Annotated in this window: 24 protein-coding genes; 9 read left to right on the top strand and 15 right to left on the bottom strand. The window is 69.7% G+C overall.

Annotated features, from left to right (window positions below; all coding sequences use genetic code 11):
• The first annotated feature begins 64 nt into the window (after positions 1–64).
• Together lspA and ACSQ2H_RS19760 are read left to right on the top strand one after the other, a co-directional pair.
• Complete coding sequence (gene lspA / locus ACSQ2H_RS19755) at positions 65–550, top strand: signal peptidase II (protein ID WP_436063075.1); 486 nt, start codon at positions 65–67, stop codon at positions 548–550.
• Between the two features lie 79 nt (positions 551–629).
• A complete protein-coding gene (locus ACSQ2H_RS19760; RefSeq protein ID WP_436063076.1) occupies positions 630–1,202 on the top strand; it encodes a DUF3035 domain-containing protein in 573 nt (190 codons plus the stop codon).
• Between the two features lie 144 nt (positions 1,203–1,346).
• Here the strand turns inward: ACSQ2H_RS19760 and ACSQ2H_RS19765 are convergent, their stop codons facing one another.
• Complete coding sequence (locus ACSQ2H_RS19765) at positions 1,347–2,330, bottom strand: TraB/GumN family protein (RefSeq protein ID WP_436063077.1); 984 nt, start codon at positions 2,328–2,330, stop codon at positions 1,347–1,349.
• Positions 2,331–2,394: 64 nt separating this feature from the next.
• Between ACSQ2H_RS19765 and mutL the strand changes: the two genes are divergently transcribed.
• Positions 2,395–4,263, top strand: a complete 1,869-nt coding sequence (gene mutL, locus ACSQ2H_RS19770) for a DNA mismatch repair endonuclease MutL (RefSeq protein WP_436063078.1) — start codon at positions 2,395–2,397, stop codon at positions 4,261–4,263.
• 39 nt (positions 4,264–4,302) lie between these two features.
• Here the strand turns inward: mutL and ACSQ2H_RS19775 are convergent, their stop codons facing one another.
• The 3 genes from ACSQ2H_RS19775 to ACSQ2H_RS19785 all read right to left on the bottom strand — a co-directional run bounded on the left by ACSQ2H_RS19775 (position 4,303) and on the right by ACSQ2H_RS19785 (position 7,603).
• Positions 4,303–4,884 carry a GDYXXLXY domain-containing protein gene (locus ACSQ2H_RS19775; protein WP_436063079.1) on the bottom strand — a complete coding sequence of 194 codons (582 nt, stop codon included), beginning with the start codon at positions 4,882–4,884 and terminating at the stop codon, positions 4,303–4,305.
• Positions 4,881–5,930 (bottom strand): DUF2157 domain-containing protein, encoded by a 1,050-nt coding sequence (locus ACSQ2H_RS19780; RefSeq protein ID WP_436063080.1) that lies wholly within the window; start codon positions 5,928–5,930, stop codon positions 4,881–4,883. Before ACSQ2H_RS19780 ends, ACSQ2H_RS19775 begins: the two co-directional genes overlap by 4 nt.
• A 68-nt stretch (positions 5,931–5,998) precedes the next feature.
• The gene (locus ACSQ2H_RS19785; protein WP_436063081.1) at positions 5,999–7,603 is read right to left on the bottom strand and encodes an ATP-binding protein; all 1,605 of its coding nucleotides are present in this window, start codon (positions 7,601–7,603) and stop codon (positions 5,999–6,001) included.
• Positions 7,604–7,985: 382 nt separating this feature from the next.
• On the opposite strand from ACSQ2H_RS19785, the gene ACSQ2H_RS19790 reads away from it, so the two are divergent.
• Positions 7,986–8,261 carry a YjhX family toxin gene (locus tag ACSQ2H_RS19790; RefSeq protein WP_436063082.1) on the top strand — a complete coding sequence of 92 codons (276 nt, stop codon included), beginning with the start codon at positions 7,986–7,988 and terminating at the stop codon, positions 8,259–8,261.
• On the opposite strand, the gene rsmD is transcribed toward ACSQ2H_RS19790, so the two are convergent.
• Together rsmD and ACSQ2H_RS19800 are read right to left on the bottom strand one after the other, a co-directional pair.
• Positions 8,258–8,827 (bottom strand): 16S rRNA (guanine(966)-N(2))-methyltransferase RsmD, encoded by a 570-nt coding sequence (gene rsmD / locus ACSQ2H_RS19795; protein WP_436063083.1) that lies wholly within the window; start codon positions 8,825–8,827, stop codon positions 8,258–8,260. The genes ACSQ2H_RS19790 and rsmD overlap by 4 nt on opposite strands.
• Positions 8,827–10,584, bottom strand: a complete 1,758-nt coding sequence (locus ACSQ2H_RS19800; protein WP_436063084.1) for a pseudouridine synthase — start codon at positions 10,582–10,584, stop codon at positions 8,827–8,829. The genes rsmD and ACSQ2H_RS19800 overlap by 1 nt, the downstream gene beginning before the upstream one ends.
• 6 nt (positions 10,585–10,590) lie before the next feature.
• Here ACSQ2H_RS19800 and tadA point away from each other — a divergent pair, with 6 nt between their 5' ends.
• Positions 10,591–11,037: a tRNA adenosine(34) deaminase TadA gene (tadA, locus tag ACSQ2H_RS19805; RefSeq protein ID WP_436063085.1), complete on the top strand. Its 447-nt coding sequence runs from the start codon at positions 10,591–10,593 to the stop codon at positions 11,035–11,037.
• Here the strand turns inward: tadA and ACSQ2H_RS19810 are convergent.
• Positions 11,034–12,767: an alkyl sulfatase dimerization domain-containing protein gene (locus ACSQ2H_RS19810; protein ID WP_436063086.1), complete on the bottom strand. Its 1,734-nt coding sequence runs from the start codon at positions 12,765–12,767 to the stop codon at positions 11,034–11,036. The genes tadA and ACSQ2H_RS19810 overlap by 4 nt on opposite strands.
• A 127-nt stretch (positions 12,768–12,894) precedes the next feature.
• Here ACSQ2H_RS19810 and ACSQ2H_RS19815 point away from each other — a divergent pair, with 127 nt between their 5' ends.
• On the top strand, positions 12,895–13,770 hold the full coding sequence (locus ACSQ2H_RS19815; protein WP_436063087.1) for an SDR family NAD(P)-dependent oxidoreductase: 876 nt from the start codon (positions 12,895–12,897) through the stop codon (positions 13,768–13,770).
• Here the strand turns inward: ACSQ2H_RS19815 and ACSQ2H_RS19820 are convergent.
• From ACSQ2H_RS19820 to ACSQ2H_RS19845, 6 genes are all read right to left on the bottom strand, one after another.
• On the bottom strand, positions 13,767–14,360 hold the full coding sequence (locus ACSQ2H_RS19820) for a GNAT family N-acetyltransferase (protein ID WP_436063088.1): 594 nt from the start codon (positions 14,358–14,360) through the stop codon (positions 13,767–13,769). The two genes, ACSQ2H_RS19815 and ACSQ2H_RS19820, sit on opposite strands and share 4 nt — an antisense overlap.
• Positions 14,357–15,115: a TSUP family transporter gene (locus tag ACSQ2H_RS19825; RefSeq protein ID WP_436063089.1), complete on the bottom strand. Its 759-nt coding sequence runs from the start codon at positions 15,113–15,115 to the stop codon at positions 14,357–14,359. Before ACSQ2H_RS19825 ends, ACSQ2H_RS19820 begins: the two co-directional genes overlap by 4 nt.
• 251 nt (positions 15,116–15,366) lie before the next feature.
• Complete coding sequence (locus ACSQ2H_RS19830; RefSeq protein WP_436063090.1) at positions 15,367–15,885, bottom strand: N-acetyltransferase family protein; 519 nt, start codon at positions 15,883–15,885, stop codon at positions 15,367–15,369.
• A 107-nt stretch (positions 15,886–15,992) separates the two neighbouring features.
• Positions 15,993–17,309 (bottom strand): acyl-CoA dehydrogenase family protein, encoded by a 1,317-nt coding sequence (locus tag ACSQ2H_RS19835; protein ID WP_436063091.1) that lies wholly within the window; start codon positions 17,307–17,309, stop codon positions 15,993–15,995.
• Positions 17,310–17,660: 351 nt separating this feature from the next.
• The gene (locus tag ACSQ2H_RS19840; RefSeq protein ID WP_436063092.1) at positions 17,661–18,044 is read right to left on the bottom strand and encodes a VOC family protein; all 384 of its coding nucleotides are present in this window, start codon (positions 18,042–18,044) and stop codon (positions 17,661–17,663) included.
• Between the two features lie 81 nt (positions 18,045–18,125).
• Positions 18,126–18,545: a hypothetical protein gene (locus ACSQ2H_RS19845; RefSeq protein WP_436063093.1), complete on the bottom strand. Its 420-nt coding sequence runs from the start codon at positions 18,543–18,545 to the stop codon at positions 18,126–18,128.
• 218 nt (positions 18,546–18,763) lie between these two features.
• Here ACSQ2H_RS19845 and groES point away from each other — a divergent pair, with 218 nt between their 5' ends.
• Together groES and groL are read left to right on the top strand one after the other, a co-directional pair.
• A complete protein-coding gene (gene groES, locus ACSQ2H_RS19850) occupies positions 18,764–19,051 on the top strand; it encodes a co-chaperone GroES (RefSeq protein WP_056017581.1) in 288 nt (95 codons plus the stop codon).
• A 54-nt stretch (positions 19,052–19,105) separates the two neighbouring features.
• Positions 19,106–20,746, top strand: coding sequence for a chaperonin GroEL (groL, locus tag ACSQ2H_RS19855; RefSeq protein WP_436063094.1), 1,641 nt, complete (start codon positions 19,106–19,108; stop codon positions 20,744–20,746).
• 94 nt (positions 20,747–20,840) lie between these two features.
• On the opposite strand, the gene ACSQ2H_RS19860 is transcribed toward groL, so the two are convergent.
• The gene (locus ACSQ2H_RS19860; RefSeq protein WP_436063095.1) at positions 20,841–21,191 is read right to left on the bottom strand and encodes a phage holin family protein; all 351 of its coding nucleotides are present in this window, start codon (positions 21,189–21,191) and stop codon (positions 20,841–20,843) included.
• Between the two features lie 166 nt (positions 21,192–21,357).
• Here ACSQ2H_RS19860 and ACSQ2H_RS19865 point away from each other — a divergent pair, with 166 nt between their 5' ends.
• Positions 21,358–21,927, top strand: a complete 570-nt coding sequence (locus ACSQ2H_RS19865) for a hypothetical protein (RefSeq protein ID WP_436063096.1) — start codon at positions 21,358–21,360, stop codon at positions 21,925–21,927.
• Here the strand turns inward: ACSQ2H_RS19865 and ACSQ2H_RS19870 are convergent.
• Complete coding sequence (locus ACSQ2H_RS19870) at positions 21,924–22,760, bottom strand: TIGR00282 family metallophosphoesterase (RefSeq protein ID WP_436063097.1); 837 nt, start codon at positions 22,758–22,760, stop codon at positions 21,924–21,926. The two genes, ACSQ2H_RS19865 and ACSQ2H_RS19870, sit on opposite strands and share 4 nt — an antisense overlap.
• Positions 22,761–22,764: the final 4 nt, after the last annotated feature.

Here is a 22,764-nt window from a genome sequence, read left to right on the forward strand (position 1 = left end):
CTGACCGCAGGATAAACCACAGTTCCGGTCGCTCCTGCGGGGCGACCGGAAAATGGGAGCACTCTTGAAGTCCATCTCCAAACTCGGCTGGGCGGCCTATGGCCTGGCCGCCTTCGTGATCCTGGCCGACCAGCTGTCGAAGTACTGGATCCTCTATGTCTACGACCTGCCCGCGCGGTTCTCGACGCCGATCGCCGGCCCCTTTTCGCTGACCATGGTCTGGAACCGCGGCGTCAGCTTCGGCCTGTTTCGCGCCGACGCCGACCTCGTGCGCTGGATCCTGACCATCTTCTCGATCGGGGTCGCCATCGCCTTGGCCGTCTGGGTCCGCAAGGCCGATCGGCCGCTGCTGAGCGTGGGCCTGGGCCTGGTGATCGGCGGCGCGATCGGCAACGCCATCGACCGGATCCGCTTCGGCGCGGTGGTCGATTTCCTGGATTTCCAACGCCTGGGGTTCTTCCCCTGGGTGTTCAACGTCGCCGACAGCGCCATCACCATCGGCGTCGTCTTCTTGTTGCTCGATTCCCTGCGTAAGGAATCGGCTGCTTAATCGCGTTGGCGGGTATGCCCGTATGCGCTATTTACCCACCCTTCACCGCCGGGGGGCGGCTTTCGGAGACTCAAAGTTGATGCGTCTGAACCGTGTGCTCGTCGCGTCCGCCCTCGTCGCGGCGACCGGCCTTGCCCTCGCAGGCTGCAATTCCACGCGTAACGCCCTGGGCATGACCAAGGTCACCCCTGACGAGTTCCGCGTGGTTTCGAAGGCCCCGCTGGTGGTTCCGCCGGAATACGCCCTGCGCCCGCCGGCGCCCGGCGAGCCGCGTCCGCAGGAGCTGCAGCCGGAAAGCGCCGCGCGCAACGCCCTGCTCGGCGCGCGCGAGGCCCAGGCCCGCTCGGACGGCGAGAAGCTGCTGGTCGCCAAGGCCGGCGCCGACAAGGCCGACCCGCTGATCCGCTACGTCGTCGACGACGAAACCGGCGCCCTGGCCCACAAGGACAAGTCGTTCGCCGACAAGGTCATGTTCTGGAAGCCGGGCGAGACCACGGGCGGCAGCGCCGCGGTCGTGGCGGCGGCCGGCGACAACGTCCCGGCCCCGGTCGATCCGGCCGCGGAAGAGGCCAAGGTCAAGAGCCTGACCGGCGACAAGCCCGTCGTGATCTCGCGCGAGAAGCAGACCCGCATCAAGCTGCCGGGCCTGTAGGACAATCAGATGCTCCCCCTCTGGGGGAGCTGTCAGCCGCATGGCTGACTGAGGGGGACTTTGACGCACTTCGGAGGAGTGCAGTCCCCCTCCGTCTCGGCGCTCCGCGCCGATCCACCTCCCCCACGAGGGGAGGATCTCGACTTAGTCATCCGCCTCCACATCGCCGGGCGTCTTCACGTCGTAGCCCTTGGCGCGGAGTTGATCGAGCACGCCGCCCTGGGCCAGCAGGGTGCGCAGCGGCGCCACGGCGATGGCGTGGCCGGGCGCCTTCAGCGCCGTCTCGATGTCCTTGGTCAGATCGTTCTTCACCCGCGAATCGAACGCCTGCGCGCCCGGCGTGACGGCGATGCAGCGCTCGTAGCTGCGCTCGGCCCCCAGCGCGCCGGCCACGTCGCCGTCGGCCCAGGCGCGCGAAGCGGCCAGGGTGCGGCCCGGCCCTGCCTCGATCTCGCCCATCACCTCGTCCAGGCAGGCCTCGCCGGCCGCCGGCGAGGTGCGGATCACCGCGCCCAGCAGCGGGCCGAGGTCATAGGAGCGCTGCACCACCTTCACCCCGCCTTGCTGGGCCAGCAGCTTGATCAGCTTGGTCGGATCGGCGGTCGTGAGGTTTTCCTTCTCGCGGTAGTCGTCGGTCAGCATCAGGGCGGCGGCCAGCGGGTGCTTGGTTTTATAGTGATCCGCCGGCTGACCGAGTTTGGTGCGAACGGCCGCGAACCGCGCGCGCTCGCCTGGATCGAGGCTGTCCTCGAACGGCTTGCCCGACTTCAAGCGCAGATAACTGATCGCCGCCCCCGGCGCGCCGGCCAGCTTCACCTTCAAGCCGGTGAACGGCAGGATCACCGCGTTCGCGCCCTCCAGATGGCGTTCGAACTGCAGACGGTCCCATTGCTGGCGCTTGGGCGCCACGGTCGGGGCGCCGAGCACGTAGACGGTGGACGCGCCGTTGGAGACGCGCCACCAGGCGGGTCCCGGCAGCCGCGCGGTGACCACCAGCTCCTCGACCAGGGTCTCGTTCGGGTCGACCACTCCGGCCGGCAACGGCGGGACCGGTACCAGCGGAACCTGGGCCGTCACGGGAGATGCGAGAATGACAGCGGCCAGCGCCACGCCGAGGGTCGGTTTCATGGACCACCTTCCAGACTTGCCCCCCGGAATCGCCATATAGTGACGAGCTAACCGAAGCGTGACCATGCCCATCCGCCGCCTTCCGCCCGAAACCGTGAACCGCATCGCCGCCGGCGAGGTGGTCGAGCGCCCTGCGAGCGCCATCAAGGAACTCGTGGAAAACGCGCTGGACGCCGGTTCGCGTTCCATCGAGGTGCAGGCCGACGGCGGCGGGCTGACTCGCATCCTGGTGGCCGACGACGGCTGCGGCCTGTCGGCCGACGAACTGGCCCTGGCTATCGAGCGGCACGCGACGTCCAAGCTCGCGCCCGACGACGCCGGCGACTACGACCTGCTGCACATCCACACCCTCGGCTTCCGCGGCGAGGCCCTACCCTCGATCGGCTCGGTGGCGCGGCTGTCGATCGCTTCGCGCGCCAAGGGCCTGGCCGACGCCCACGCCATCCTGGTCGAAGGCGGCCAGGTCGGGGCGGTCGCGCCGTCGGGCTTCCCGGGGCCGCACGGGGCGCGGGTCGAGGTGCGCGACCTGTTCTACGCCACCCCGGCGCGGCTGAAGTTCATGAAGTCCGAGCGCTCGGAAGCGCTGGCGATCGCCGACGAGATCAAGCGCCAGGCCATGGCGCACGAAGCGGTGTCGTTCGCGCTCGACCTCGACGGACGCCGCACCCTGCGGCTGCCGGCCGAGAGCCAGGGTCCGGAAGGTCGGCTGGCCCGCCTCTCCTCGATCATGGGCCGCGAGTTCTCCGACAACGCCCTGGAGATCAACCACGAGCGCGAGGGCGTGCGGCTCACCGGGTTTGCGGGATTGCCGACCTTCAACCGCGGCAACAGCGCCCACCAGTACCTGTTCGTGAACGGCCGCCCGGTGCGCGACCGCCTGCTGCAGGGCGCGCTGCGCGGCGCCTATGCCGACTTCCTGGCCCGCGACCGTCACCCGCTGGTGGCGCTCTATCTCGACCTCGATCCGTCGCTGGTCGACGTCAACGTCCACCCGGCCAAGGCCGAGGTGCGGTTCCGCGATCCGGCCCTGGTCCGCGGCCTGATCGTCGGCGGGCTGCGCCACGCCCTGGCCGGCGCCGGCCACCGCGCCGCGACGACGGTCGCCAGCGACACGCTCTCGAACCTGCGTCCCGGCTGGTCGCCGCAGCCGAGCTATCTGCCGCCGCAGCCCTCGGCCCAGGGCTTCTCGGCCTGGCAGGCGGGCGGCTGGGCGCCGGCGATCGCCGCGGCCATCCCCGGCCTGACCGACGTCTCGGCTCGCGCCGAAGCGACCGAATGGACGCCTTCGCCGCCAGCCTATTCGCCGGGTCTGCAGGAAGCCCCCGCGCCGTCGGTCGTCTTCGACCCGGTCGACTTCCCGCTGGGCGCGGCGCGCGCTCAGGTGCACGAGACCTACATCGTCGCCCAGACCCGCGACGGCGTGGTCATCGTCGACCAGCACGCCGCCCACGAGCGCCTCGTCTACGAGCAGATGAAGGTGCAGATGGAAGGCGGCGGCGTCGCCCGCCAGGTGCTGCTGCTGCCCGAAGTCGTCGAGCTGGATCCCGCCGAGGCCGAGCGCGTCGTCGCCCGCGCGGGTGAGCTGGAGGCCATGGGCCTGGTGGTCGAATCGTTCGGGCCCGGCGCGGTGCTGGTGCGCGAGACCCCGGCGCTGCTGGGCGAGACCGACGTCTCGGGCCTGATCCGCGACATCGCCGACGACCTGTCGGAGAACGGCCAGGCGCTCGCCCTCAAGGAGAGACTCGCCGAGGTCTGCGGCACCATGGCCTGCCACGGCTCGGTCCGCGCCGGCCGCCGGCTGACCGCGCCGGAGATGAACGCCCTGCTGCGCCAGATGGAAGCCACGCCGCACTCGGGCCAATGCAACCACGGTCGCCCGACCTATGTGGAGCTGAAGCTGGCCGACATCGAGCGGCTGTTCGGCCGGCGCTGACACATTTCCCTCCCCGTAAAACGGGGGAGGAAATGAAGGTCACCACCAGGTCAGGTCGGTGCGCTTGCCGCCGACGATGACGCCTTTCAGCCGCGCGCGGCCGTCGTCGCCCACCGACACCACGGCGAAGGCCGGAGCCTCGCCCTGGCGGCGCTCGCGCAGCGCCTTCTCGATGGCCTGGGCCTCGTCCTGGTCGGCGTGGAAGCGGTCGACGCCGATGTCGAGGGTGACCACGTCGGACTCGGTGTTTCCAAACGCCGTGCGCGAACAATAGACCCCGCCGCGCACCGCCAGCTCCGCGCCCCCAGCCAGGGCGGCCTGGCGGCTCGCCCCGACGCTGACGAAACGGTAGGGGCCGCCTGCAGACTTCAGGCCGATCCAGCCGCCGTCCTCGAAGGTCGATCGCTCGCGCGGGCACGGCTGGCCGAGCGCCAGCTGCTGGGTGAGGCGCAGCGCGACGTAATGGCCGGTGAGCAGGTCGCGCGGGTCGACCGCCTCCATCGGCAGCAGCACTTCGCGGCCGGCGGCGCGCGCGCCGTTCTCGCGCAGCACGACCCCGACCAGCAGCAACACCAGGACGGCGGCGGCGGCGGCGATGCGCAGGGGCAGGCTGGCGATCATGCCTTGGCCCTCCGCCGGGTCAGGCCGCCGGCGATCAAGGCGATCAGCGCGCAGACCGCGAACAGCCCCGCCGCGGTCATCAGGCCCAGTCCGAGATCGAACAGGATGGTGCAGACCGCGGCGATCATCGAGACCACCCCGGCGGCGGTGACCATGCCCTGGCGGTCATGCATGCCCAGCGCGATGACGCCGCCCGAAAGGATCAGCCAGGCCGCGCGATGGGCGATCAGCGCCGCGCCCTTGAACTCGTCGAACCCGGCGACGCCGTAGAACACCAGCGCGCCCCAGACAAACCACAGCAGGAAGATCAGCGCCGTGCGCCGCTCGCCCAGCTGCCGCGCGCCGCCGGCCAGCACGGCCAGCACCGCGGCGCTGGCCAGCAGGCTGGTCGCGCCCCAGCGCTCGAACTGCGCGATCGCCGCCACGAGGCCGACGATCAGCGCCAGGGCCGAGGCGTGCGCCAGCGGCTTGGAATTCCACAGCCAGGCCAGGCCCATGCCGACCGGCGCGGCGAAGATCAGCCAGCGGCTCTCGCCGCCGTCGAAGCGGCCGGCGAACTCGCCGAAGCCGAACAGCGCCAGGGCGACCACGCCTGCGGCGCTGGAGCGCCCCGCAATGGTCAGCAGGGCCGCGGCGAGACCGGCGCTGCGCAGCGCGCGTTGCGGGTCGCCGGCGATGTCGAAGATCTGGCCGGTCAGGCCGATGGCCGCGGCGTAGACCAGGGCCGCCACCGCCAGCAAGGTGTTGCTCAGCAGCGGACGGCCGACGCGCGCGGCCCAGGCCCCGCCGCCGGCCACCGCCAGGAACAGTCCGACGATCAGCCCGAACCGCGGCAGCCGCGGGATCGCGCCCCAGTTGGCGGCCACGAAGGCGATGGCCGCCGCGCCCAGCAGCAGCGCGCCGATCACCGCCAGAGCGGCCGAGGCCTCGATCCGCCGGCCGTCCGACACCCGGTCAAGAATCACGCCGCGATTCGCCGCCGGCACCAGGCCGGCCGCGATCCACTCATCCAGGTCCTTGGTCAGTCGAGCCTTGTAGCTCGCCATCCGCGCCTCCTCGCCGAGGCCCAGACCCTCGCCCAAGCCGCCGGTGCAGGCAACCGGCGAAGGTCAGGTCAAGCGGCGACGGACTCGGCGTCCTCGAGGAACAGGCCGTTGATGGCGCTGAGCAGGCGTTCGGCCTTGATCGGCTTTTCGACCACCCCGTCCATGCCCTGGGCCAGATAGCTGGCCGCGTCCCAGGGGTCGGCGTTGGCGGTGATCGCCAGGATCGGCACCTGCGCGGCGGCGCCGGCCAGGCCGCGGATCCGCCGCGTGGCGCCGACGCCGTCGAGGTTGGGCATCTTGATGTCCATCAGCACCAGGTCGAAGCGCCCGGTGGCCGCGGCGCTGACCGCCTGCTCGCCGTCCTCGACGCTCTCGCTGGTGCAGCCGAACATGCCGCACAGGGTCTCGGCCACCAGGCGGTTGGTGGCGTTGTCGTCGGCGATCAGCACGTGCAGGCCGCCGGGACCCTGGCTGAGGTCCGGTTCGGCGGCGATCTCGGCGTCGGTCGGCGCGGGCAGATCGAACAGCGGGAATTCGAAGCCGAACGCGGCGCCGGCCTCGTCGCTCGTGACGCCGATGGCGCCGCCCATCTGCTCGACCAGTTGGCGGCAGATCGAGAGGCCCAGGCCCGCGCCGCCCTCGCGCACGCCAGCCTCGGTCTGGCTGAACGGCTGGAAGATCGCGCCCAGGCGGTCGGCGGGAATGCCGACGCCGCTGTCGCGGACCTCGCCCTCGACCTGGACATGAACGTCGCTGCGGCGCGCCCGCAACGTCACCTGCACCCCGCCCTGGCGAGTGAACTTCAGCGCGTTGCCGATCAGGTTGTTGAACACCTGCTTGATGCGCACGGCGTCGCCCAGCGCCCATTGGTCGAGCGCGCCCTCGTAGCGGAAGGAAAGGCTCAGGCCCTTGAGTTCGGCCCGCGCCGTCCAGAGCGCCGACAGGTCGTCGAGCAGACCAGGCAGATGGAAGCTGTCCTCGGCGAGCTCCAGCTGGCCGGCGTCGGCGCGGCTAAAGTCGAGGGCGTCGGTCAGCAGCCGCAGCAGGGTCTGGCCGGAATCCTGGATGGTGGTCACGTAGGGCTTCAGCGCCGGATCGCCCAGCTGGCGCTGGAGGATGTCGGCGATGGCCAGCACGCCGTTCAGCGGCGTGCGGATCTCGTGGCTCATCACCGCCAGGAACTGCGACTTGGCGGTCAGCGCGCTCTGCGCCTCCAGCTTGGCGTGGTTGAGGGTGGCGGCCAGCCGGGTCATCTCCTCGGCATGGGCGCGGTTGGCGGCGTTGGTCGCCTGCAGCAGGGCGAGCGTCGAGCCGACGCCTGCGTAGCGCCCGCCGCTAACCACCACGAAGCCCTTCATCACCTCGCTGGAACGGTCAGCCAGCACGTCGCCGCAGAACTCGGCGACCAGGGTGTCGCCCTCGGCGATCAGCGGCGCGGCGTTCATCAGCAGCGAGATCGGCCGCAGCCCGTAGAGCGCGCGGCCGTAGTGGGCGGCCATGGCCACGAAGAAGGCGTTACGCTCGACCAGGCCGACAGGGCGCCCTTCGTCGTCGACGACGGCGATGGCCAGGGTGTCGGGCTCGGTCTGGAAGCGGTCATAGACGTCCTGGCCCAGGGTCTCGGGCGTGATCGGCGCGATCGACTGGATCAGGTCGAGCAGAATGGCGGACATCGAAGGAGCTCTCGCGGGTCGAGCAGCGCTTTAGCTTCCCTCGACTAATGAGCCGTGAATCGCCGATATTTTTCTTTGTTAAATCAAATACATAATGTCACATAACCGTCATCAAGTCGTCACACGTCGGCGGCGGTCGGAGCGGTGGGAGTGATGAAGGCGCTCCCCGGCGTCTGGACGGCCGCGTGCGGCTCAGCCATGATTGGCGCGTACGGCTCAAGAAAGAGGATTTCATGTCTGAGCTTGCGTTCGAGGTCCGGGCCTAACCGCCGAGCCGGCGTCCTCGTCTGAAAATCGGCAGTCAGGCCCCAACGTCCGCGCCCTCGTTTTCACGAGATCTGGCCCGGGCGCGTTTCCTCATGCCTGAACGCTGGACAATCCATTGAACGTTTCAAAAGCGCAGCAACGCACGCTGCACGCCCTGGCCCAAGGCGGCCAGATCATCCTCGAACGCGACCATCGCGGCGACATCCTCGCAGCCGACTGCGTCACCCGCGACGGCTGGGTGCTCAGCGACTGCAACGTCGCGGTGTTCAAGAGTCTGAAGCAGAAGCGGCTGATCGCCAGTCGCGACAGCCAGCCCTATCGCATCACCAAGGAGGGACTGAAGAGCCTGCGCAGTCAGCTCGACAACCGCACCACCGCCCGGGCCTTCTAGCCCGGTGCGAACTTCAGGAAATGGACGCGCGCGGCGCCATAGTCGCGCGCGTCCAGCTTCTCGAAGCCGTCGACCTGGAAGTCGGGCTCGTCGCTGCCGCGCTCGAACATCACCACTGCGCCGGGAGCCAGCCAGCCGCCGGCGGCGAGCTTGGCGAGCGCCACCTCGCCAAGGCCCTTGCCATAGGGCGGGTCGAGGAAGGCGAGCTCGAAGGCCGGGCCATCGGCGCCGGGCCGCGTTCCCAGGTCGGTGGCGTCGCGGCGATGGACCCGCGTACGCCCGAACAGGCCCATGGAATCGACGTTCTGGCGGATCGCGCCGCGGGCCAGCTCGTCGGTCTCGACGAACAGGCAGAAGGCCGCGCCGCGCGACAGCGCCTCGAAGCCCAGCGCGCCGGAGCCCGCGAACAGGTCGATGATCCGCAGGTCACGCACGCCCGGCGACCAGGCGGCGTGCTCAAGGATGTTGAACACCGCCTGCCGCGCGCGGTCGGACGTCGGGCGCGTGCGTTCGCCCTCCGGCGTGGCGATGGCCTTGCCGCGGAATTCTCCCGAGACGATGCGCATCAGCCGTCCCGCTTAGGTCCGCGGGGGCCGCCGGGCCGAGGCCCCTTGGGACCAGGACGCGGGCCGCCCGGCTTGCCGCCGGGCCCCGACCGCGGGCGATCGGACCGCGGGCCGTCGCCGCGCGGGCCCTCTGAGCGAGGCCCGGACCGCGGACCGCCGAACCCAGGCTTGCCGCCCGGACGCGGGCCACGGGGACCGTCGGCGCGCTCGGGACGGCCTTCGCCGCGCGGACCGTCGCTGCGCGGACCGCCGGGACGAGGCCCCGATCGCGGGCCGCCGAACCCAGGCTTGCCGCCCGGACGCGGGCCCGACGGACGCGGACCGCGCGGACCGTCGAAGCGCTCCTCACGGCGCGGCGCGTCGCCGTCCGGTCGCGGGCCACGCGGCCCCCGGTCGGGACGAGGTCCGCGCTCAGGACGCCCTTCGCCGCGCGGCGCGTCGCCATCGCGGCGCGGTCCGCGGGCCGGACCGGACCAGTCGCCACGGGGACGATCTTCCGAACGGCCCTCGGGACGCGGGCCGAAGTCGCGAGGCCGGGCCGGCTTGCCGTCGTTTGAGCGCGGGCCGCGCTCGATCAGGGTCGCGCCCCTGCGCGGGCCGTCATCGCGACCGCCGGGCTTGCGCTTGGGGCCCATCGGCCGAGGTGGGCGCGGCGGGGCCAGCGGATCGCCGGGGGCGTAGCTGCGGATGCCGCCTGGCGTGTCGCCGGGAATGCGGGCCGAGCGGCGGCGCGGCGCGAGCGGGACGGCGGGCGCGGCCTCGTCTTCCGGACGCGGCGCACGGCGGCGCTTGACCGCGCCGGCCTTGATCTCGACCTTCGGACGCGCCCAGCCTTCCTTGTAGGTCGGCTTGGGCTTCGGCTCGGCGGCCGGACGGGCCGACGCCCCGCGGCGGCCGGTGCCGTCGTGCACCGCGTGCGCGCCGGGCGGGGCCTTGGGCGACTTGAACGACGGGCGGTCGCCGGTCGGCAGATTTTCGGGCGAGATGTACTCGACCAACTGCTCGCGGATCACCCGCGGGCCGACTTCCTCGATCTGGCCAATCGGCAAGCTGCCGAGCGCGAAGGACCCGTAAGACATCCGGATCAGGCGTCCGACCTCCAGGCCGACCGACTTCAGCACCTTGCGGACTTCGCGGTTCTTGCCTTCAGCGATGGTGACGGTGATCCAGACGTTGGCGCCGCTCGGGCCTTCCTTGGCCTTGTCGATCTTGGCTTCCAGCGGACCGTAGCGGACGCCCTCGACGGTCACGCCGTCCTGCAGCTTGTCGAGATCGGCCTGCGTCACGCGCCCGCGGGCGCGGACCCGGTAGACCCGCACGACGCCGCTGGACGGCTGCTCCAGCGCCCGGGCCAGCTCGCCGTCGTTGGTCAGCAGCAGCAGGCCTTCGGAGTTGATGTCGAGGCGGCCGATGGAGATCAGCCGCGGCAGGCCCGGCGGCAGGGCGTCGAACACGGTCGGACGGCCCTGCGGGTCCTTGTGCGTGGTCAGCAGGTCGATCGGCTTGTGGTAGCGGAACAGGCGCGTCGGCTCGGCCGCGTCGATCACCTCGCCGTCGACGGTCAGAATATCATCGGGCCGGACGTTCACCGCCGGGCTGGTCAGCACCTCACCGTTCAGGGCCACACGGCCCTCTTCAATGAGTTTTTCGACGTCTCGGCGGGAGGCGACGCCTGCCCGAGCCAGCGCCTTTGCGACGCGCTCACCTTGACCGGAGGGCGTCTCGTCGTTTCGTTGGGGGTCGTGGATCATGATCATCGCACCATGCGCATCGCGCTCGCGGCGGCGCAAGACGCCGCGTTACGCGGAGAAACTCCCGTAGGCGCCGTCGTCGTCGATCCGAGGACCGACGAGATCGTCGCCGTCGGGGCCAACGGCCCGATAGGCGCGCACGATCCGACCGCTCATGCCGAGATCGTCGCCCTAAGGCAAGCGGCCGCGAAGCTCGGGAACTACCGGCTGACCGATCTGACCCTGGTCGTGACGCTGGAACCCTGCGCCATGTGCGCCGGGGCGATCAGCCATGCGCGCATCGGCCGCGTCGTGTTCGGGGCCGAGGATCCGAAGGGCGGCGCTGTCGTGCACGGACCGAAGTTCTTCGAGCAGCCGACCTGCCACTGGCGCCCGCAGGTCACCGGCGGCGTGCTGGCCGAGGAGAGCGCCGAACTGCTGCGCGGCTTCTTCCGAGCACGGCGCAAGAAGAAGGACTAGCCTCGGAACAGGTCGAGAAAGCTCGCCAGGGCCGCGGGGTCGCCCTTCTCGATCTTGACCTTGCCGGAGGTCAGCGCCGCCTGCATCGCGCCGGGCGAGGCCAGGGCGCCGACCCAGTCGGCCTTGGCCGCGGCGACCACCAGCGGAACGTCGGCGGCCACGCCGGTCGGGGTCTCGGCGACGCCGCGGCGCACGCGGATCGTCCAGTCGCCGTCGCCGGTCAGCTTCAGCCCCATGGCCGCCTGGGCGCCCGCCGCTTTCTCGGCGTTCAGCCGCACCGGGAAGGTCGCCACCACCGCAGCCGCGGGCAGCCCGGCGGCCTGTGAGCCGCCCTGGCGTGCGCCGATGATCTGGGCCCAGCCCGGCGCCTTCTTCTCCAGCTCGGCGGCGCGCTCGAGGTAGTAGTTGCGGCCATTGGGCGAAACGCTGTCGTAGCCGAGCTGGCGGAAGGCCTTGGCCTGGAGGACGTCGGCCTGCGGCTTCAGCGCCGCATCGGCGCGGCCGACATATCCCGTCAGCTCGGCCGTCCACTTCCAGCGGCCCTCGTCGAAGGCCTTCTGCGCCGCAGCCAGCGCCGGCGCCGCCCCGCCGGCCAGGTCGACGACTTCCCTCGCGCGCACGTCCGGCGCATCGAACGACAGGCTGGCCGGATCGCCGCCGAACCAGCCCATGTAGCCGGCGAAGATCGAGCGCACCGACCACTCGACTGTCCCGTAGTGCTCGAAGAGGTACGGGTCGGCGGCCAGGTGGGCGGGCAGCTTCACCCTCTCGACGATCTCGTCGGGGGTCAGGCCCTGGTTCATCCAGCGCACGGTCTGGTCATGGGTGAAGCGGATGGCGTCGCGATAGTTGGTGAGCTCGGTGGCGATGGCCGGCGCCCCGACGATCGGGCGGGTGTGCGAGGGGACCAGCACCTCCGGATTGAGCGCCCGCATCCGGTCGATGGAGTCCGCCCACTGCACCGGGTCGCGGTAACTGGTGCCGCGGATCGTGTAGAGGTTGGGGAAGGCCTTGTAGATGTTGTCGCCTGGGAACAGCACCTTGCGCCCCGGCATCCAGACTAGGATCTGGTCCTCGGTCTCGCCCGGCGCATGCTCCAGCACGAACTCCTCGCCGCCCAGGGTGATCTCCAGTCGGTCGGAGAAGACGGTGTTGGGCGGAATGAAGCCGCCCGCCCCGCCGCCGCCGAAAGCCGAGAGATAGGGCCCGATCCCGACGCTGACGAAGCCGTCCGGCGTGCCCTTGGGCAGGAAGACGCCGTACATGCGCGCGGCGCGCGCGGCGATGGCTGGAGCGGCGACGCCGTTCCACTTGGCCGCCTCGCGCAGCAGGGTGTCGTGGGCGATGATCTTGGCCCCGTCAGACACCGGGAAGCCGCGGGCGCCGTTGATGTGGTCGTTGTGGTTGTGGGTGTAGATCACCCCGACGATCGGCTTGCCGCCCGCGTGCGGCGCAAACTGCTCCCAGACCTTCTTGGCCTCGTCGAGGCTGTCGGTGGTGTCGATGATCACCACGCCGGTCTTGCCGACCACCATGATCGAATTGGCGATGCCGTAGCCGACCGCCGAGAAGATCCCCGGCGCCGGCTCATAGACCTTGGGCGGCGCGAACTCGGCGGTATGGGCGGCGAGCGAGGGGGCGATCCGCGGAGCCGGCTCGTGAGCGAAGGCGGCGCCGGCGGCGGTCAGCGCGGCCGTCAGCGCGGCCGTTTGGGCCAGCATGCGGATCATCGAGGTCGCTCCCTATTGGCATTGCGCACGCCAATTGGAGCCGAGCCCCCGTGGCGGTCAAGGCTTGCCAGCGCAAAACCCCGCCCCGAAGATGGTCGGATAAGTTAGATCATAAGGGAGAAACGACATGGGATTGCTCACCGGCAAGGTCGCCATCATTACCGGCGCAGGCAACGGCCTGGGCGAGGCCTACGCCAAGCTGTTCGCCAAGGAAGGCGCGGCGGTCGTGGTCAACGACCTGGGCGGACCGCGCGACGGCTCCGGCTCGGACAGGGGCGCGGCGCAGAAGGTCGTCGACGACATCATCGCGGCCGGCGGCCGGGCGGCGGCGAACACCGACGACGTCTCGACCCTCGAAGGCGGCGAGAACATCCTGAAGACCGCCTTGGACAATTTCGGCCAGGTCGACATCCTGGTCTGCAACGCCGGCATCCTGCGCGACAAGACCTTCGCCAACACCACCGAACAGGACTGGGACCTGGTCGTGAAGGTGCACCTGAAGGGCACCTACTGCTGCACCATGCCGGTGTGGAAGTGGATGAAGGACAACGGCAAGCCGGGCGTCATCATCATGACCTCGTCGACCTCGGGCCTCTACGGCAACTTCGGCCAGTCGAACTACGGCGCGGCCAAGGCCGGCATCTACGGCTTCATGCGCGTGCTCTCGATCGAGGGACGCAAGTACGGCATCCGGGTCATGGGCCTGGCGCCGGGGGCCTTCACCCGCATGACCTCCGACCTGCCGGGCTTCCGCGACAAGGAGCCGGACGCCATGGCGCTGCCGGAGAACATCGCGCCGGGCGTGCTCTTCATGGCCTCGGACCTGGCCGCCGACCACACCGGCAAGGTGCTCGGCGTCTCGTCCCGCGGCGTGCGCGAGATCAAGATGCTGCAGACCGACGGCTTCACGCCGGGCCGGCCCTACACCGCCCAGGAGGTCGCCGAGCACGCATCGGAAGTGTTCTTCCCGGCCGCCCAGGAAAAGACCGCGGCCAGCGCCTAAGCGCCGACCGAAAGACCGGCCAGCCGTTCGTCGAGCCTTTGGCGGACGGCCGGCCACTCCTGCGCCAAGATCGAGAAGATCACCGTGTCGCGGATGCGGCCGGTCCAGGTCTCCCGATCCTGGCGAAGGATCCCTTCCTGCACCGCGCCGAGCTTCAGCACCGCGGCGCGCGAGCGCGCGTTCGACGCGTCCACCCGGTAGACCACCCGTCGCGCGCCGCTGTCGAAGGCGTGGCCCATCATCAGCCGCTTGGCCGCCGGGTTGACCGCGCCGCCGCGCACGTCCGGCCGATAGTAGGTGCCGCCGACCTCGAGCACCGCATTGGCCGGGTCGATGGCGTAGAAGGTGGTCAGGCCGACCACCTCGCCGCCGACCGTCACCGCGTAGCCCTGGGTCCCGCCCCTGGCGTTGTCGTCGAGCAGCTTGGCCCAGGTGGGCGCGAAGTGCTCGCCGGCCCAGGAATAGGGATAGAGCCGGGTCCAGACGTCCTGGTCGGCGTTGCAGGCCGCTTCCAGCCCGGCGCGGTGCGGCTCGCCGATCGGCTCCAGCCGCACGAAGGCGTTTTCCAGGATCTTGGGTTCGAGCTTCATGCGCCGCCTCGCAGGAACAGTTGAGCGGCCTGGATCAGATAGAGCACGCCGATGCCGGTCACGATCCACTTCGTCCAGCTCTTGAAGTCCACATCGGTGATGCGGTCGAGGATCCGGCCGCCGACCACGGTGCCGGCCATCGACAGCGGAATGGCGATGGCGAACATCCACCACGGCGGCATGCCGGCCGTCCCGGCCGTCAGCAGCGGCGCGCCGTAGACGAGGATCTTGGCCAGGTGAGCGAACACCTGGGTGGCGGCCTTGGTGGCGACGATGGCGTGCCGCGTCAGGCTGGTGCGGACGAAGAAGATGTCCAGCAGCGGCCCGGCGACCCCGGCGGTCAGGTTCAGTCCGGTGACCATCAGGCCCGAGGCGAAGGCCTGGGGCGGTCGGGCGGCGTCGAGGTTGATCCAGCGCTGCGGCAGCCACAGCAGGAAGGGCACCAGGCCCATCAGCAGGTAGAGCACCGGCTTGGACGGGACGAGCGAGACAAGGGCCACGACGCCGGCCGCTGCGGCCGAGGCGATGGCGTACCAGCCGACGATGTCCCAGCGGACATGCTGGCGGTGCAGGATCGCGCGCCAGCCGTTGGCGACCAGCTGCAGCACGCCGTGGGTCACGAAGGCGGCCGAGACGGGGAGCACCAGCGCCAGCCCCCCCATCAGCACCAGACCCCCGGCCATGCCGAACACCCCCGACAAGGTCGCGGTGATGAACGCCAGAGCGATCAGGAAGAGAGCCGTAAGCAGCCCCATGGATAGTCCTCCAGGTTGCGAGCGGCTCGGAAGAGGGACACAGGCCCCCGACGTCACCGGTCAGCTGCGCGACACGCGCGCGGGAAAGAGGATGCGGGTCCGCCCGCAACGCCGACGGCGCGGGGCCGGCGGCATCTCGTCGGGGATCGCGCGCCTGCGGATCGGACCCGGTCGCCCGCGGCGCCTCCCGGCGATCGCGCCGGCCGGAGGTTCACTGGACGCGACCTCCATACACCCAATAAGCGGCGCTGTCAGAGGGCCTTGTAGAAGTAGGTGGTGGCGCACGGCGTGCCGTCGGGCATCAGGGCGTAGTTCGGGATCGACCCGACCCTGGTCCAGCCGAGCCGGGCGTAGAGCCGCTCGGCGTCGCCGCCGGTGACGGTGTCCAGCACCAGCAAGGTCAGGCCAAGATCCCTGCCCGCCTCTTCGGCGGCGGCCAGCAGCGCCTGCGCCGCCCCGCGCTGCCGCCCGCGCCGGTGCACGAGCATCTTGGCGACGTCGCCGCGGTGCGGCTGGTTGGGCATGCCGGCGGCGATCACCTGCACCACGCCGAACACGCCCTCGTCGTCCTCGGCGACCAGCACCGCGCGCCCGTCGCCGGCCTGGGCCGCGGCGGCCCGCTTCCAGAAGTCTGTCGCCTTGTCCAGGGTCAGGTCGGCCATGAATGAGACCGAGGCCCCGCCGTCCACGCAGTCCTTCAGCACGGCGCCGAGGGCCGGCGCGGCGCGAAGGGTCTCGTCGGCGGTCAGGCGTCTGATGGCGAAGCTCATGCCGAACCCTAGGCCCAGCCGGACGCGCCGGTCGATGGCGGCCGGGCAAAGAAAAAAAGGCCCCGGTTTCCCGGGGCCTGATCCTGTGCAGCTTAGTCAGCCGGCGCCTAGTTGCGGAACACCGCGGCGGTCGACGGATCTTGCGGCATCTCGCGGTACTGGCGGACCTCGTTGCGGCCCACGACCATGTGGTGCACCTCGTCCGGGCCGTCGGCCAGGCGCAGGGTGCGGGTCGAGGTGTACATCCGGGCCAGCGGGGTCTTCTGCGAGACGCCGAGGGCGCCGTGCATCTGGATGGCCTGGTCGATGATCAGGCAGACCTTTTCCGGCACCATGGCCTTGACCATGTGGATCCAGATCCGGGCTTCGTCGCGCGGCAGGATGTCCATGGCCTTGGCGGCCTTGAGGACCATCAGGCGCATGGCTTCGATCTCGATGCGGGCGCGGCTGACGATCTCGATGTTGCCGCCCAGCTGGATGATCGGCTTGCCGAACGCCTCGCGGGTCAGACCGCGGGTGACCAGCAGGTCGAGGGCCTTCTCGGCCTGGCCGATGGCGCGCATGCAGTGGTGGATACGGCCCGGACCCAGGCGCAGCTGGCTGATCTCGAAGCCGCGGCCTTCACCGAGCAGCATGTTCGAGGCCGGCACGCGGACGTTGTCGAACACGATGTGCATGTGGCCGTGCGGCGCGTCGGGATCGCCGAACACGTTCATCGGGCCGAGGATCTTCACGCCGGGCGCGTCGGTCGGCACCAGGATCTGCGACTGGCGCAGATGGGGCGGGCCGTCCGGGCTGGTCTGGACCATGGTGATCATGATCTTGCAGCGCGGGTCGCCGGCGCCCGAGATGTAGTGCTTCTCGCCGTTGATCACGTACTCGTCGCCGACCAGGGTGGCGCGGGTGTTGATGTTTTTGGCGTCCGACGAGGCGGCGTGGACCTCGGTCATCGCGAAGGCCGAGCGAATCTTGCCTTCCAGCAGAGGCTCGAGCCACTGCTTCTTCTGCTCAGGCGTGCCGACGCGCTCCAGCACTTCCATGTTGCCGGTGTCCGGGGCGGCGCAGTTCATCGTTTCCGACGCCATCGGGTTCTTGCCGAGCTCGACGGCGATGTAGGCGTAGTCGAGGTTCGACAGGCCTTCACCGGTGTGGGCGTCGGGCAGGAAGAAGTTCCAGAGGCCGGCGGCCTTGGCCTTATCCTTGGCCGCTTCCAGCACTTCGAGCTGGCCCGGCGCGTAGCTCCAGATGTCGGTCTTGCCTTCGCCCAGACGGTGGAATTCCTCGGACATGGGCTGGACCACGTCCTTGATGAATTGCTTCACCTGATTGTAGAGCGGCAGCGCCTTGTCCGACATGCGCAGGTCGTTCAGTTCGTCCTGCACGTTCAGCGAAAAGCTAGCCTGCTTGGCGGCGGCCTCGGTCATCTGGGTCTCTCCTGCTGCGATCTTGTTGCGCGGTAGTTTTGGCTGATATTTCCGCAAAATCAAACAAGCGTTTTAATTTTACGCCGTCCAGCATTGGCCGCGTACGGGCGCGCGGCCGCAAGCCCTTGCCGGGCAAGGGCCACGGTCGTTGACGAGAATGGCGGAAGGACGGCGCGGCGCGCCGCGAACTCAGGCGTAGAGCGGCGCGGGCAGGCTCAGCAGCACCAGGGCTGCGGCGAGGCCCAGAATGACCAGCGCGGGCGCAAGCTTCAGGAGCAGGTTCATGATCATGACATGGGAGCGACCGGTCGGTATCGCCAGTCGCTCTCCCGACAATTTCCGGACGATCGTTCAGCCGTGGTGGCAGACGGCTTCGATGTTGTGGCCGTCGGGATCGAGCACGAAGGCCCCGTAATAGGTCGGGTGATAATGCTCGCGCAGGCCGGGCGGGCCGTTGTCGCGTCCGCCGGCGGCGAGCGCCGCGGCGTAGAAGGCGTCGACCGTCGCACGGTCGGGGGCCACGAAGGCGACGTGCAGCGAGCCGGTGGTCGCGCCGGCGTCGCCGATCCAGAAGTAGGGCTTGCCGTCGGAGCCGTAGCCGAGGTGGCTGGAGCCGCCGGTCTGCTCGGGCGTCACCTCCATGACCACCGCCACGCCCAGCGGCGCGAGCGCGGCGTCGTAGAAGGCCTTGGCCCGCTTGAAGTCGCTGACAGTCAGTCCGAGATGGTCGAGCATAGGTTTGTCCTCCGGATGTCGACCGCCAGCCTTAGCGGCGGGACTGACGCAAACCTGTCAGCAGCCCCGCCGGTTCGCCGGTTATTTTGCGGCCAGGTTCGAGGCGTTCTTGCAGACCGCCTCGACCAGCGCCTTGTCCTCGGCGCTCTTGGCCGCGCCAGGGGTGGCGGTGCGCCAGGTGTTCGACAACTCCAGCGGCTTCTTCGGCGAGTAGCCACCGAGGCTGATCATCGACTTGCCGCTGCAGTCGACGGCGGTGACGAAGCCGACCCCGTCGGCCTTGCCCGGTCCCGACGGCCCCATGCGCGGCTCGGCGCCCGGCTTGCCGACCGCCTGCATCACGACCACGCGGCCGCTCTGGACGTCGCGGTACGAGTAGTCGGCGTCATAGGACCATTCGAGGCCGTTGGCGGTCTTGGCGTAGGGGGTCCAGGTCTCGGCCTGGACGGTGCTGGCGGCGGCCAAGGCGCAGAGGCCGGCGAGCGCGAAAATACGGCGCATGATGGTGTACTTCTCCTGGTGTTCCCTCGGGCGCCAACCTATCTGCGGCCTGCTGCGGTAACCAAGCGGAATCAAAAACCGCCGTGCGCCGTGCTTGACTCCCCCCTGCCCCTTGCCTACCTCCGGCCTGCGTTAGCACTCAGGGGCTGCGGCTGCTAACGGCCGCCTCCGAAGTGCCGACGGCAAGCATTTCAACCGTCCCGAACGGAGACATACATATGGCGTTTCGTCCTCTGGGAGACCGCGTCCTCGTGAAGCGCGTCGAGGAAGAAGAAAAGACCAAGGGCGGGATCATCATCCCCGACACCGCCAAGGAAAAGCCGCAGGAAGGCGAAGTCGTCGCCGTCGGCCCTGGCGCCCGTGACGACAACGGCAAGCTTCAGCCGCTCGACGTGAAGGCCGGCGACCGCATCCTGTTCGGCAAGTGGTCGGGCACCGAGGTCAAGATCGACGGCAAGGACCTGCTGATCATGAAGGAAAGCGACGTCCTGGGCGTGGTCGAGTAACCACCCCCTTTCGCCTTTCCTCCCCCCATCCACTCTTTCTGAAAGACGAGAAAAATGGCCGCCAAAGACGTCTATTTCTCCTCCGACGCTCGTGACCGCATGCTGCGCGGCGTCAACACCCTCGCCAACGCGGTGAAAGTGACCCTCGGCCCCAAGGGCCGCAACGTGGTGATCGAAAAGTCCTTCGGCGCCCCGCGCTCGACCAAGGACGGCGTCTCGGTCGCCAAGGAAATCGAACTGGCTGACCGCTTCGAGAACCTCGGCGCCCAGCTGATCCGCGAAGTCGCCTCGAAGACCAACGACAAGGCCGGCGACGGCACCACCACCGCCACCGTGCTGGCCCAAGCCATCGTCGTCGAAGGCCTGAAGTCGGTCGCCGCCGGCATGAACCCGATGGACCTGAAGCGCGGCGTCGACAAGGCCGTCCTCAAGGTCATCGAAGAGATCAAGTCGACCTCCAAGAAGGTCACCACCAACTCGGAAATCGCTCAGGTCGGCACCATCTCGGCCAACGGCGACCTCGAAGTCGGTGAAATGATCGCCAAGGCCATGGCCAAGGTCGGCAACGAAGGCGTCATCACCGTCGAAGAAGCCAAGAGCCTGGAAACCGAACTCGACGTCGTCGAGGGGATGCAGTTCGACCGCGGCTACCTGTCGCCGTACTTCATCACCAACGCCGACAAGATGGAAGTCGAGCTCGAAGAGCCGCTGATCCTGCTGTTCGAAAAGAAGGTCTCCTCGCTGCAGCCGCTGCTGCCGGTGCTGGAAGCCGTCGTGCAGTCGGGCCGTCCGCTGCTGATCATCGCTGAAGACGTCGAAGGCGAAGCGCTGGCCACCCTGGTGGTCAACAAGCTGCGCGGCGGCCTGAAGGTCGCTGCCGTCAAGGCTCCGGGCTTCGGTGATCGCCGCAAGGCCATGCTGGAAGACATCGCCATCCTGACGGGCGGCGAGCTGATCAGCGAAGACCTGGGCATCAAGCTCGAGAACGTCACCCTCGACATGCTCGGCCGCGCCAAGAAGGTCTCGATCACCAAGGACGACACCACCATCGTGGACGGCGTCGGCGCCAAGGACGCGATCGAAGGCCGCATCAGCCAGATCAAGCGTCAGATCGAAGAGACCACCTCGGACTACGACAAGGAAAAGCTGCAAGAGCGTCTGGCCAAGCTGGCCGGCGGCGTTGCGGTCATCCGCGTCGGCGGTGCGACTGAAGTCGAAGTGAAGGAAAAGAAGGACCGCGTCGACGACGCCCTGAACGCCACCCGCGCTGCGGTGGAAGAAGGCATCGTCCCCGGCGGCGGCGTGGCTCTGCTGAAGGCCTCCAAGGTCCTCGACGGCCTGAAGGGCGACAACGCCGACCAGGACGCCGGCGTCGCCATCGTGCGTCGCGCCCTGCAGGCTCCGATCCGTCAGATCTCGGAAAACGCCGGGGTCGAAGGCTCGATCGTCGTGGGCAAGATCCTCGAGAACAACTCGCCGACCTTCGGCTTCAACGCTCAGACCGAGCAGTACGTCGACCTGGTCGCCGACGGCGTCATCGACCCGGCCAAGGTCGTGCGCACGGCTCTGCAGGACGCCGCCTCGGTGTCGGGCCTGCTGATCACCACGGAAGCGGCGATCGTCGAGGCTCCGAAGAAGAACGCTCCGGCCGGCGGCATGCCGGACATGGGCGGCATGGGCGGCATGGACTTCTAAGTCCACGACACCTGTCGAAAGACGAAGGGCGGAGCCGCGAGGCTCCGCCCTTTTTCTTTGCCCTCCCTCCCCCTTCATGAGGAGGGAAAATCCATCACCGCTTGGCGTCGCCGATCACCACGCCGCCGGCCCAGCTGGCTAGGCCGGTGATGATCGCCGCCGCGACGCCCGACCAGAAGCCGTGCACCCAGAAGCCGGGCAGCATCCAGGCCACCAGCCCGATCATCGCCGCGTTCAACACCAGCAGGAACAGCCCCAGGGTGACGATGGTCAGCGGCAGGGTCAGGACGAATAGGATCGGCCGCACGATGGCGTTCAGCACCCCCAGCAGCACCGCGGCCAGCAGCAGATCGACAAGGCCGTCATAGCCCACGCCCTTCAGCAGATAGGCGGCGAGCGCGAGGCCCAGCGCGGCGAAGATCACGCGGGCGATAAAGCGGGTCATCGGGAAGCTCCGTAGCTTTGCTGTGGCCGACGATGGGGCCGGGCGCGCCGCTTGGCAATCGCACCCCGGCGGCTGAGTTTCAGCCCCGTCACAAGCGCGCCCCGCTTTGGCCGCATGGCCGGTCCAGCTAGGCCGTGGCGCCGGGAAGGGCGCGCAAGGGTTCCTCATGCTTCGTATCGCCATCGCCGCCGCCGCGCTGCTCGCCGCCACGCCGGCCCTCGCCCAGCCTGGGCCGCCGCCGGGCGAACAGCACCAGCGCCTGTTCCTCAGCCCGGCGGGCGAGCCGTTCCGCGGCGAGGACGGCCTGGCCGACTGGTTCGCCGGCGCCGACGCCGACAAGGACGGGGCGCTGACCCTGACCGAGTTCCGCGACGACGCGATGCGCTTCTTCAAGGTGCTGGACGCCGACGGCGACGGCCAGGTCGACGGACCTGAGAACAGCGCCTACGAGACCAAGATCGCGCCGGAGATCACCCGCATGGACCTCGGCCCCGGCGGCCCGCCCGGCAAGCGCCCGATCGTGCGCCGCACCGACAAGCGCGAGCCGCGCGTCGGCGCGGCCCGCTTCTCGCTGATCAACGAGGCCCAGCCGGTGCGCGGCGCCGACGCCGACCTCAACCAGCGGGTCAGCAGCGAGGAATGGGCCAAGGCCGCGCGCCGGCGCTTCGAGATTCTCGACGCCGACAAGGACGGCAAGCTGACCCTGGACGCGCTGCGTCCGCGCCTGGCGCGCTAGGCGCTCGCCAGGTCCACCTGCGGAATCGACTGGCGGAGCCGGCCGCCGACGCGGATCGGCTCGACCCGCCGCGCCAGGCCGGTGGAGTCGTCGGTCTCGACGAACACGCCGCACACCGTCGCCGGGCCCTCGGCCGGCTTGTAGCGGCCGCCGGAGATGCGGGTGGTGAACCGGCGCAGCGGCTCTTCCTTCTGGTTGCCGATGACGCTGTCGTAGTCGGCGCAGGCCCCGGCGTCGGTCTGATAGGCGGTGCCGCCCGGCAGGATCTGGCAGTCGGCGGTCGGGACGTGGGTGTGGGTGCCCACCACCAGGCTGGCGCGGCCGTCGCAGAAGTGGCCCATGGCCATCTTCTCGGACGTGGCTTCGGCGTGCATGTCGACCACCACCGCATCGGCGACCATGCCCAGCGGAGCCTTGTCGAGCTCGCGGTCGACGGCGGCGAACGGATCGTCCAGCGAATCCATGTGCACCCGCCCGAGCAGGTTGATCACCACGATCCGCTTGCCCTCGCGGGTCTCGAACAGATTGGCGCCGCGCCCGGGGGCGTCGGCCAGCACCGGATAGTTCAGCGGCCGGATGAGCCGCGGCTCGCGCACGATGTAGGTCAGCGCCTCCTTCTGGTCCCAGGAGTGGTTGCCCAGGGTCAGGCAGTCGGCGCCAGCGTCGAACAGCTCGCGCGCGGTGTTCTCGGTGATCCCGAAGCCGGCGGCCGCGTTCTCGGCGTTGATGATCACGAACTCGAGGCCCAGCGCGCGGCGCAGGTGCGGCAGGTGATCGGCGAGGCCCTCGCGGCCGGCCCGGCCGACGACGTCCCCGAAGAAAGCAAAGCGCATGCGG

The sequence above is a fragment of the Phenylobacterium sp. LjRoot97 genome (assembly GCF_964254345.1).
Taxonomy (GTDB): Bacteria; Pseudomonadota; Alphaproteobacteria; order Caulobacterales; family Caulobacteraceae; genus Phenylobacterium.

What these genes read in the sequence shown, in the direction of transcription:
- ACSQ2H_RS19860 (WP_436063095.1), bottom strand. Translation starts at nt 21,191, where the DNA reads ATGACCCGCTTTATCGCCCGCGTGATCTTCGCCGCGCTGGGCCTCGCG.
- mutL (WP_436063078.1), top strand. Translation starts at nt 2,395, where the DNA reads ATGCCCATCCGCCGCCTTCCGCCCGAAACCGTGAACCGCATCGCCGCC.
- ACSQ2H_RS19830 (WP_436063090.1), bottom strand. Translation starts at nt 15,885, where the DNA reads ATGAGCTTCGCCATCAGACGCCTGACCGCCGACGAGACCCTTCGCGCC.
- ACSQ2H_RS19760 (WP_436063076.1), top strand. Translation starts at nt 630, where the DNA reads ATGCGTCTGAACCGTGTGCTCGTCGCGTCCGCCCTCGTCGCGGCGACC.
- ACSQ2H_RS19840 (WP_436063092.1), bottom strand. Translation starts at nt 18,044, where the DNA reads ATGCTCGACCATCTCGGACTGACTGTCAGCGACTTCAAGCGGGCCAAG.
- ACSQ2H_RS19825 (WP_436063089.1), bottom strand. Translation starts at nt 15,115, where the DNA reads ATGGGGCTGCTTACGGCTCTCTTCCTGATCGCTCTGGCGTTCATCACC.
- rsmD (WP_436063083.1), bottom strand. Translation starts at nt 8,827, where the DNA reads ATGCGCATCGTCTCGGGAGAATTCCGCGGCAAGGCCATCGCCACGCCG.
- ACSQ2H_RS19780 (WP_436063080.1), bottom strand. Translation starts at nt 5,930, where the DNA reads ATGGCGAGCTACAAGGCTCGACTGACCAAGGACCTGGATGAGTGGATC.
- ACSQ2H_RS19835 (WP_436063091.1), bottom strand. Translation starts at nt 17,309, where the DNA reads ATGACCGAGGCCGCCGCCAAGCAGGCTAGCTTTTCGCTGAACGTGCAG.
- ACSQ2H_RS19810 (WP_436063086.1), bottom strand. Translation starts at nt 12,767, where the DNA reads ATGATCCGCATGCTGGCCCAAACGGCCGCGCTGACGGCCGCGCTGACC.
- groL (WP_436063094.1), top strand. Translation starts at nt 19,106, where the DNA reads ATGGCCGCCAAAGACGTCTATTTCTCCTCCGACGCTCGTGACCGCATG.
- ACSQ2H_RS19865 (WP_436063096.1), top strand. Translation starts at nt 21,358, where the DNA reads ATGCTTCGTATCGCCATCGCCGCCGCCGCGCTGCTCGCCGCCACGCCG.
- groES (WP_056017581.1), top strand. Translation starts at nt 18,764, where the DNA reads ATGGCGTTTCGTCCTCTGGGAGACCGCGTCCTCGTGAAGCGCGTCGAG.
- ACSQ2H_RS19775 (WP_436063079.1), bottom strand. Translation starts at nt 4,884, where the DNA reads ATGATCGCCAGCCTGCCCCTGCGCATCGCCGCCGCCGCCGCCGTCCTG.
- ACSQ2H_RS19845 (WP_436063093.1), bottom strand. Translation starts at nt 18,545, where the DNA reads ATGCGCCGTATTTTCGCGCTCGCCGGCCTCTGCGCCTTGGCCGCCGCC.
- ACSQ2H_RS19785 (WP_436063081.1), bottom strand. Translation starts at nt 7,603, where the DNA reads ATGTCCGCCATTCTGCTCGACCTGATCCAGTCGATCGCGCCGATCACG.
- tadA (WP_436063085.1), top strand. Translation starts at nt 10,591, where the DNA reads ATGCGCATCGCGCTCGCGGCGGCGCAAGACGCCGCGTTACGCGGAGAA.
- ACSQ2H_RS19820 (WP_436063088.1), bottom strand. Translation starts at nt 14,360, where the DNA reads ATGAAGCTCGAACCCAAGATCCTGGAAAACGCCTTCGTGCGGCTGGAG.
- ACSQ2H_RS19765 (WP_436063077.1), bottom strand. Translation starts at nt 2,330, where the DNA reads ATGAAACCGACCCTCGGCGTGGCGCTGGCCGCTGTCATTCTCGCATCT.
- ACSQ2H_RS19870 (WP_436063097.1), bottom strand. Translation starts at nt 22,760, where the DNA reads ATGCGCTTTGCTTTCTTCGGGGACGTCGTCGGCCGGGCCGGCCGCGAG.
- ACSQ2H_RS19800 (WP_436063084.1), bottom strand. Translation starts at nt 10,584, where the DNA reads ATGATCATGATCCACGACCCCCAACGAAACGACGAGACGCCCTCCGGT.
- ACSQ2H_RS19815 (WP_436063087.1), top strand. Translation starts at nt 12,895, where the DNA reads ATGGGATTGCTCACCGGCAAGGTCGCCATCATTACCGGCGCAGGCAAC.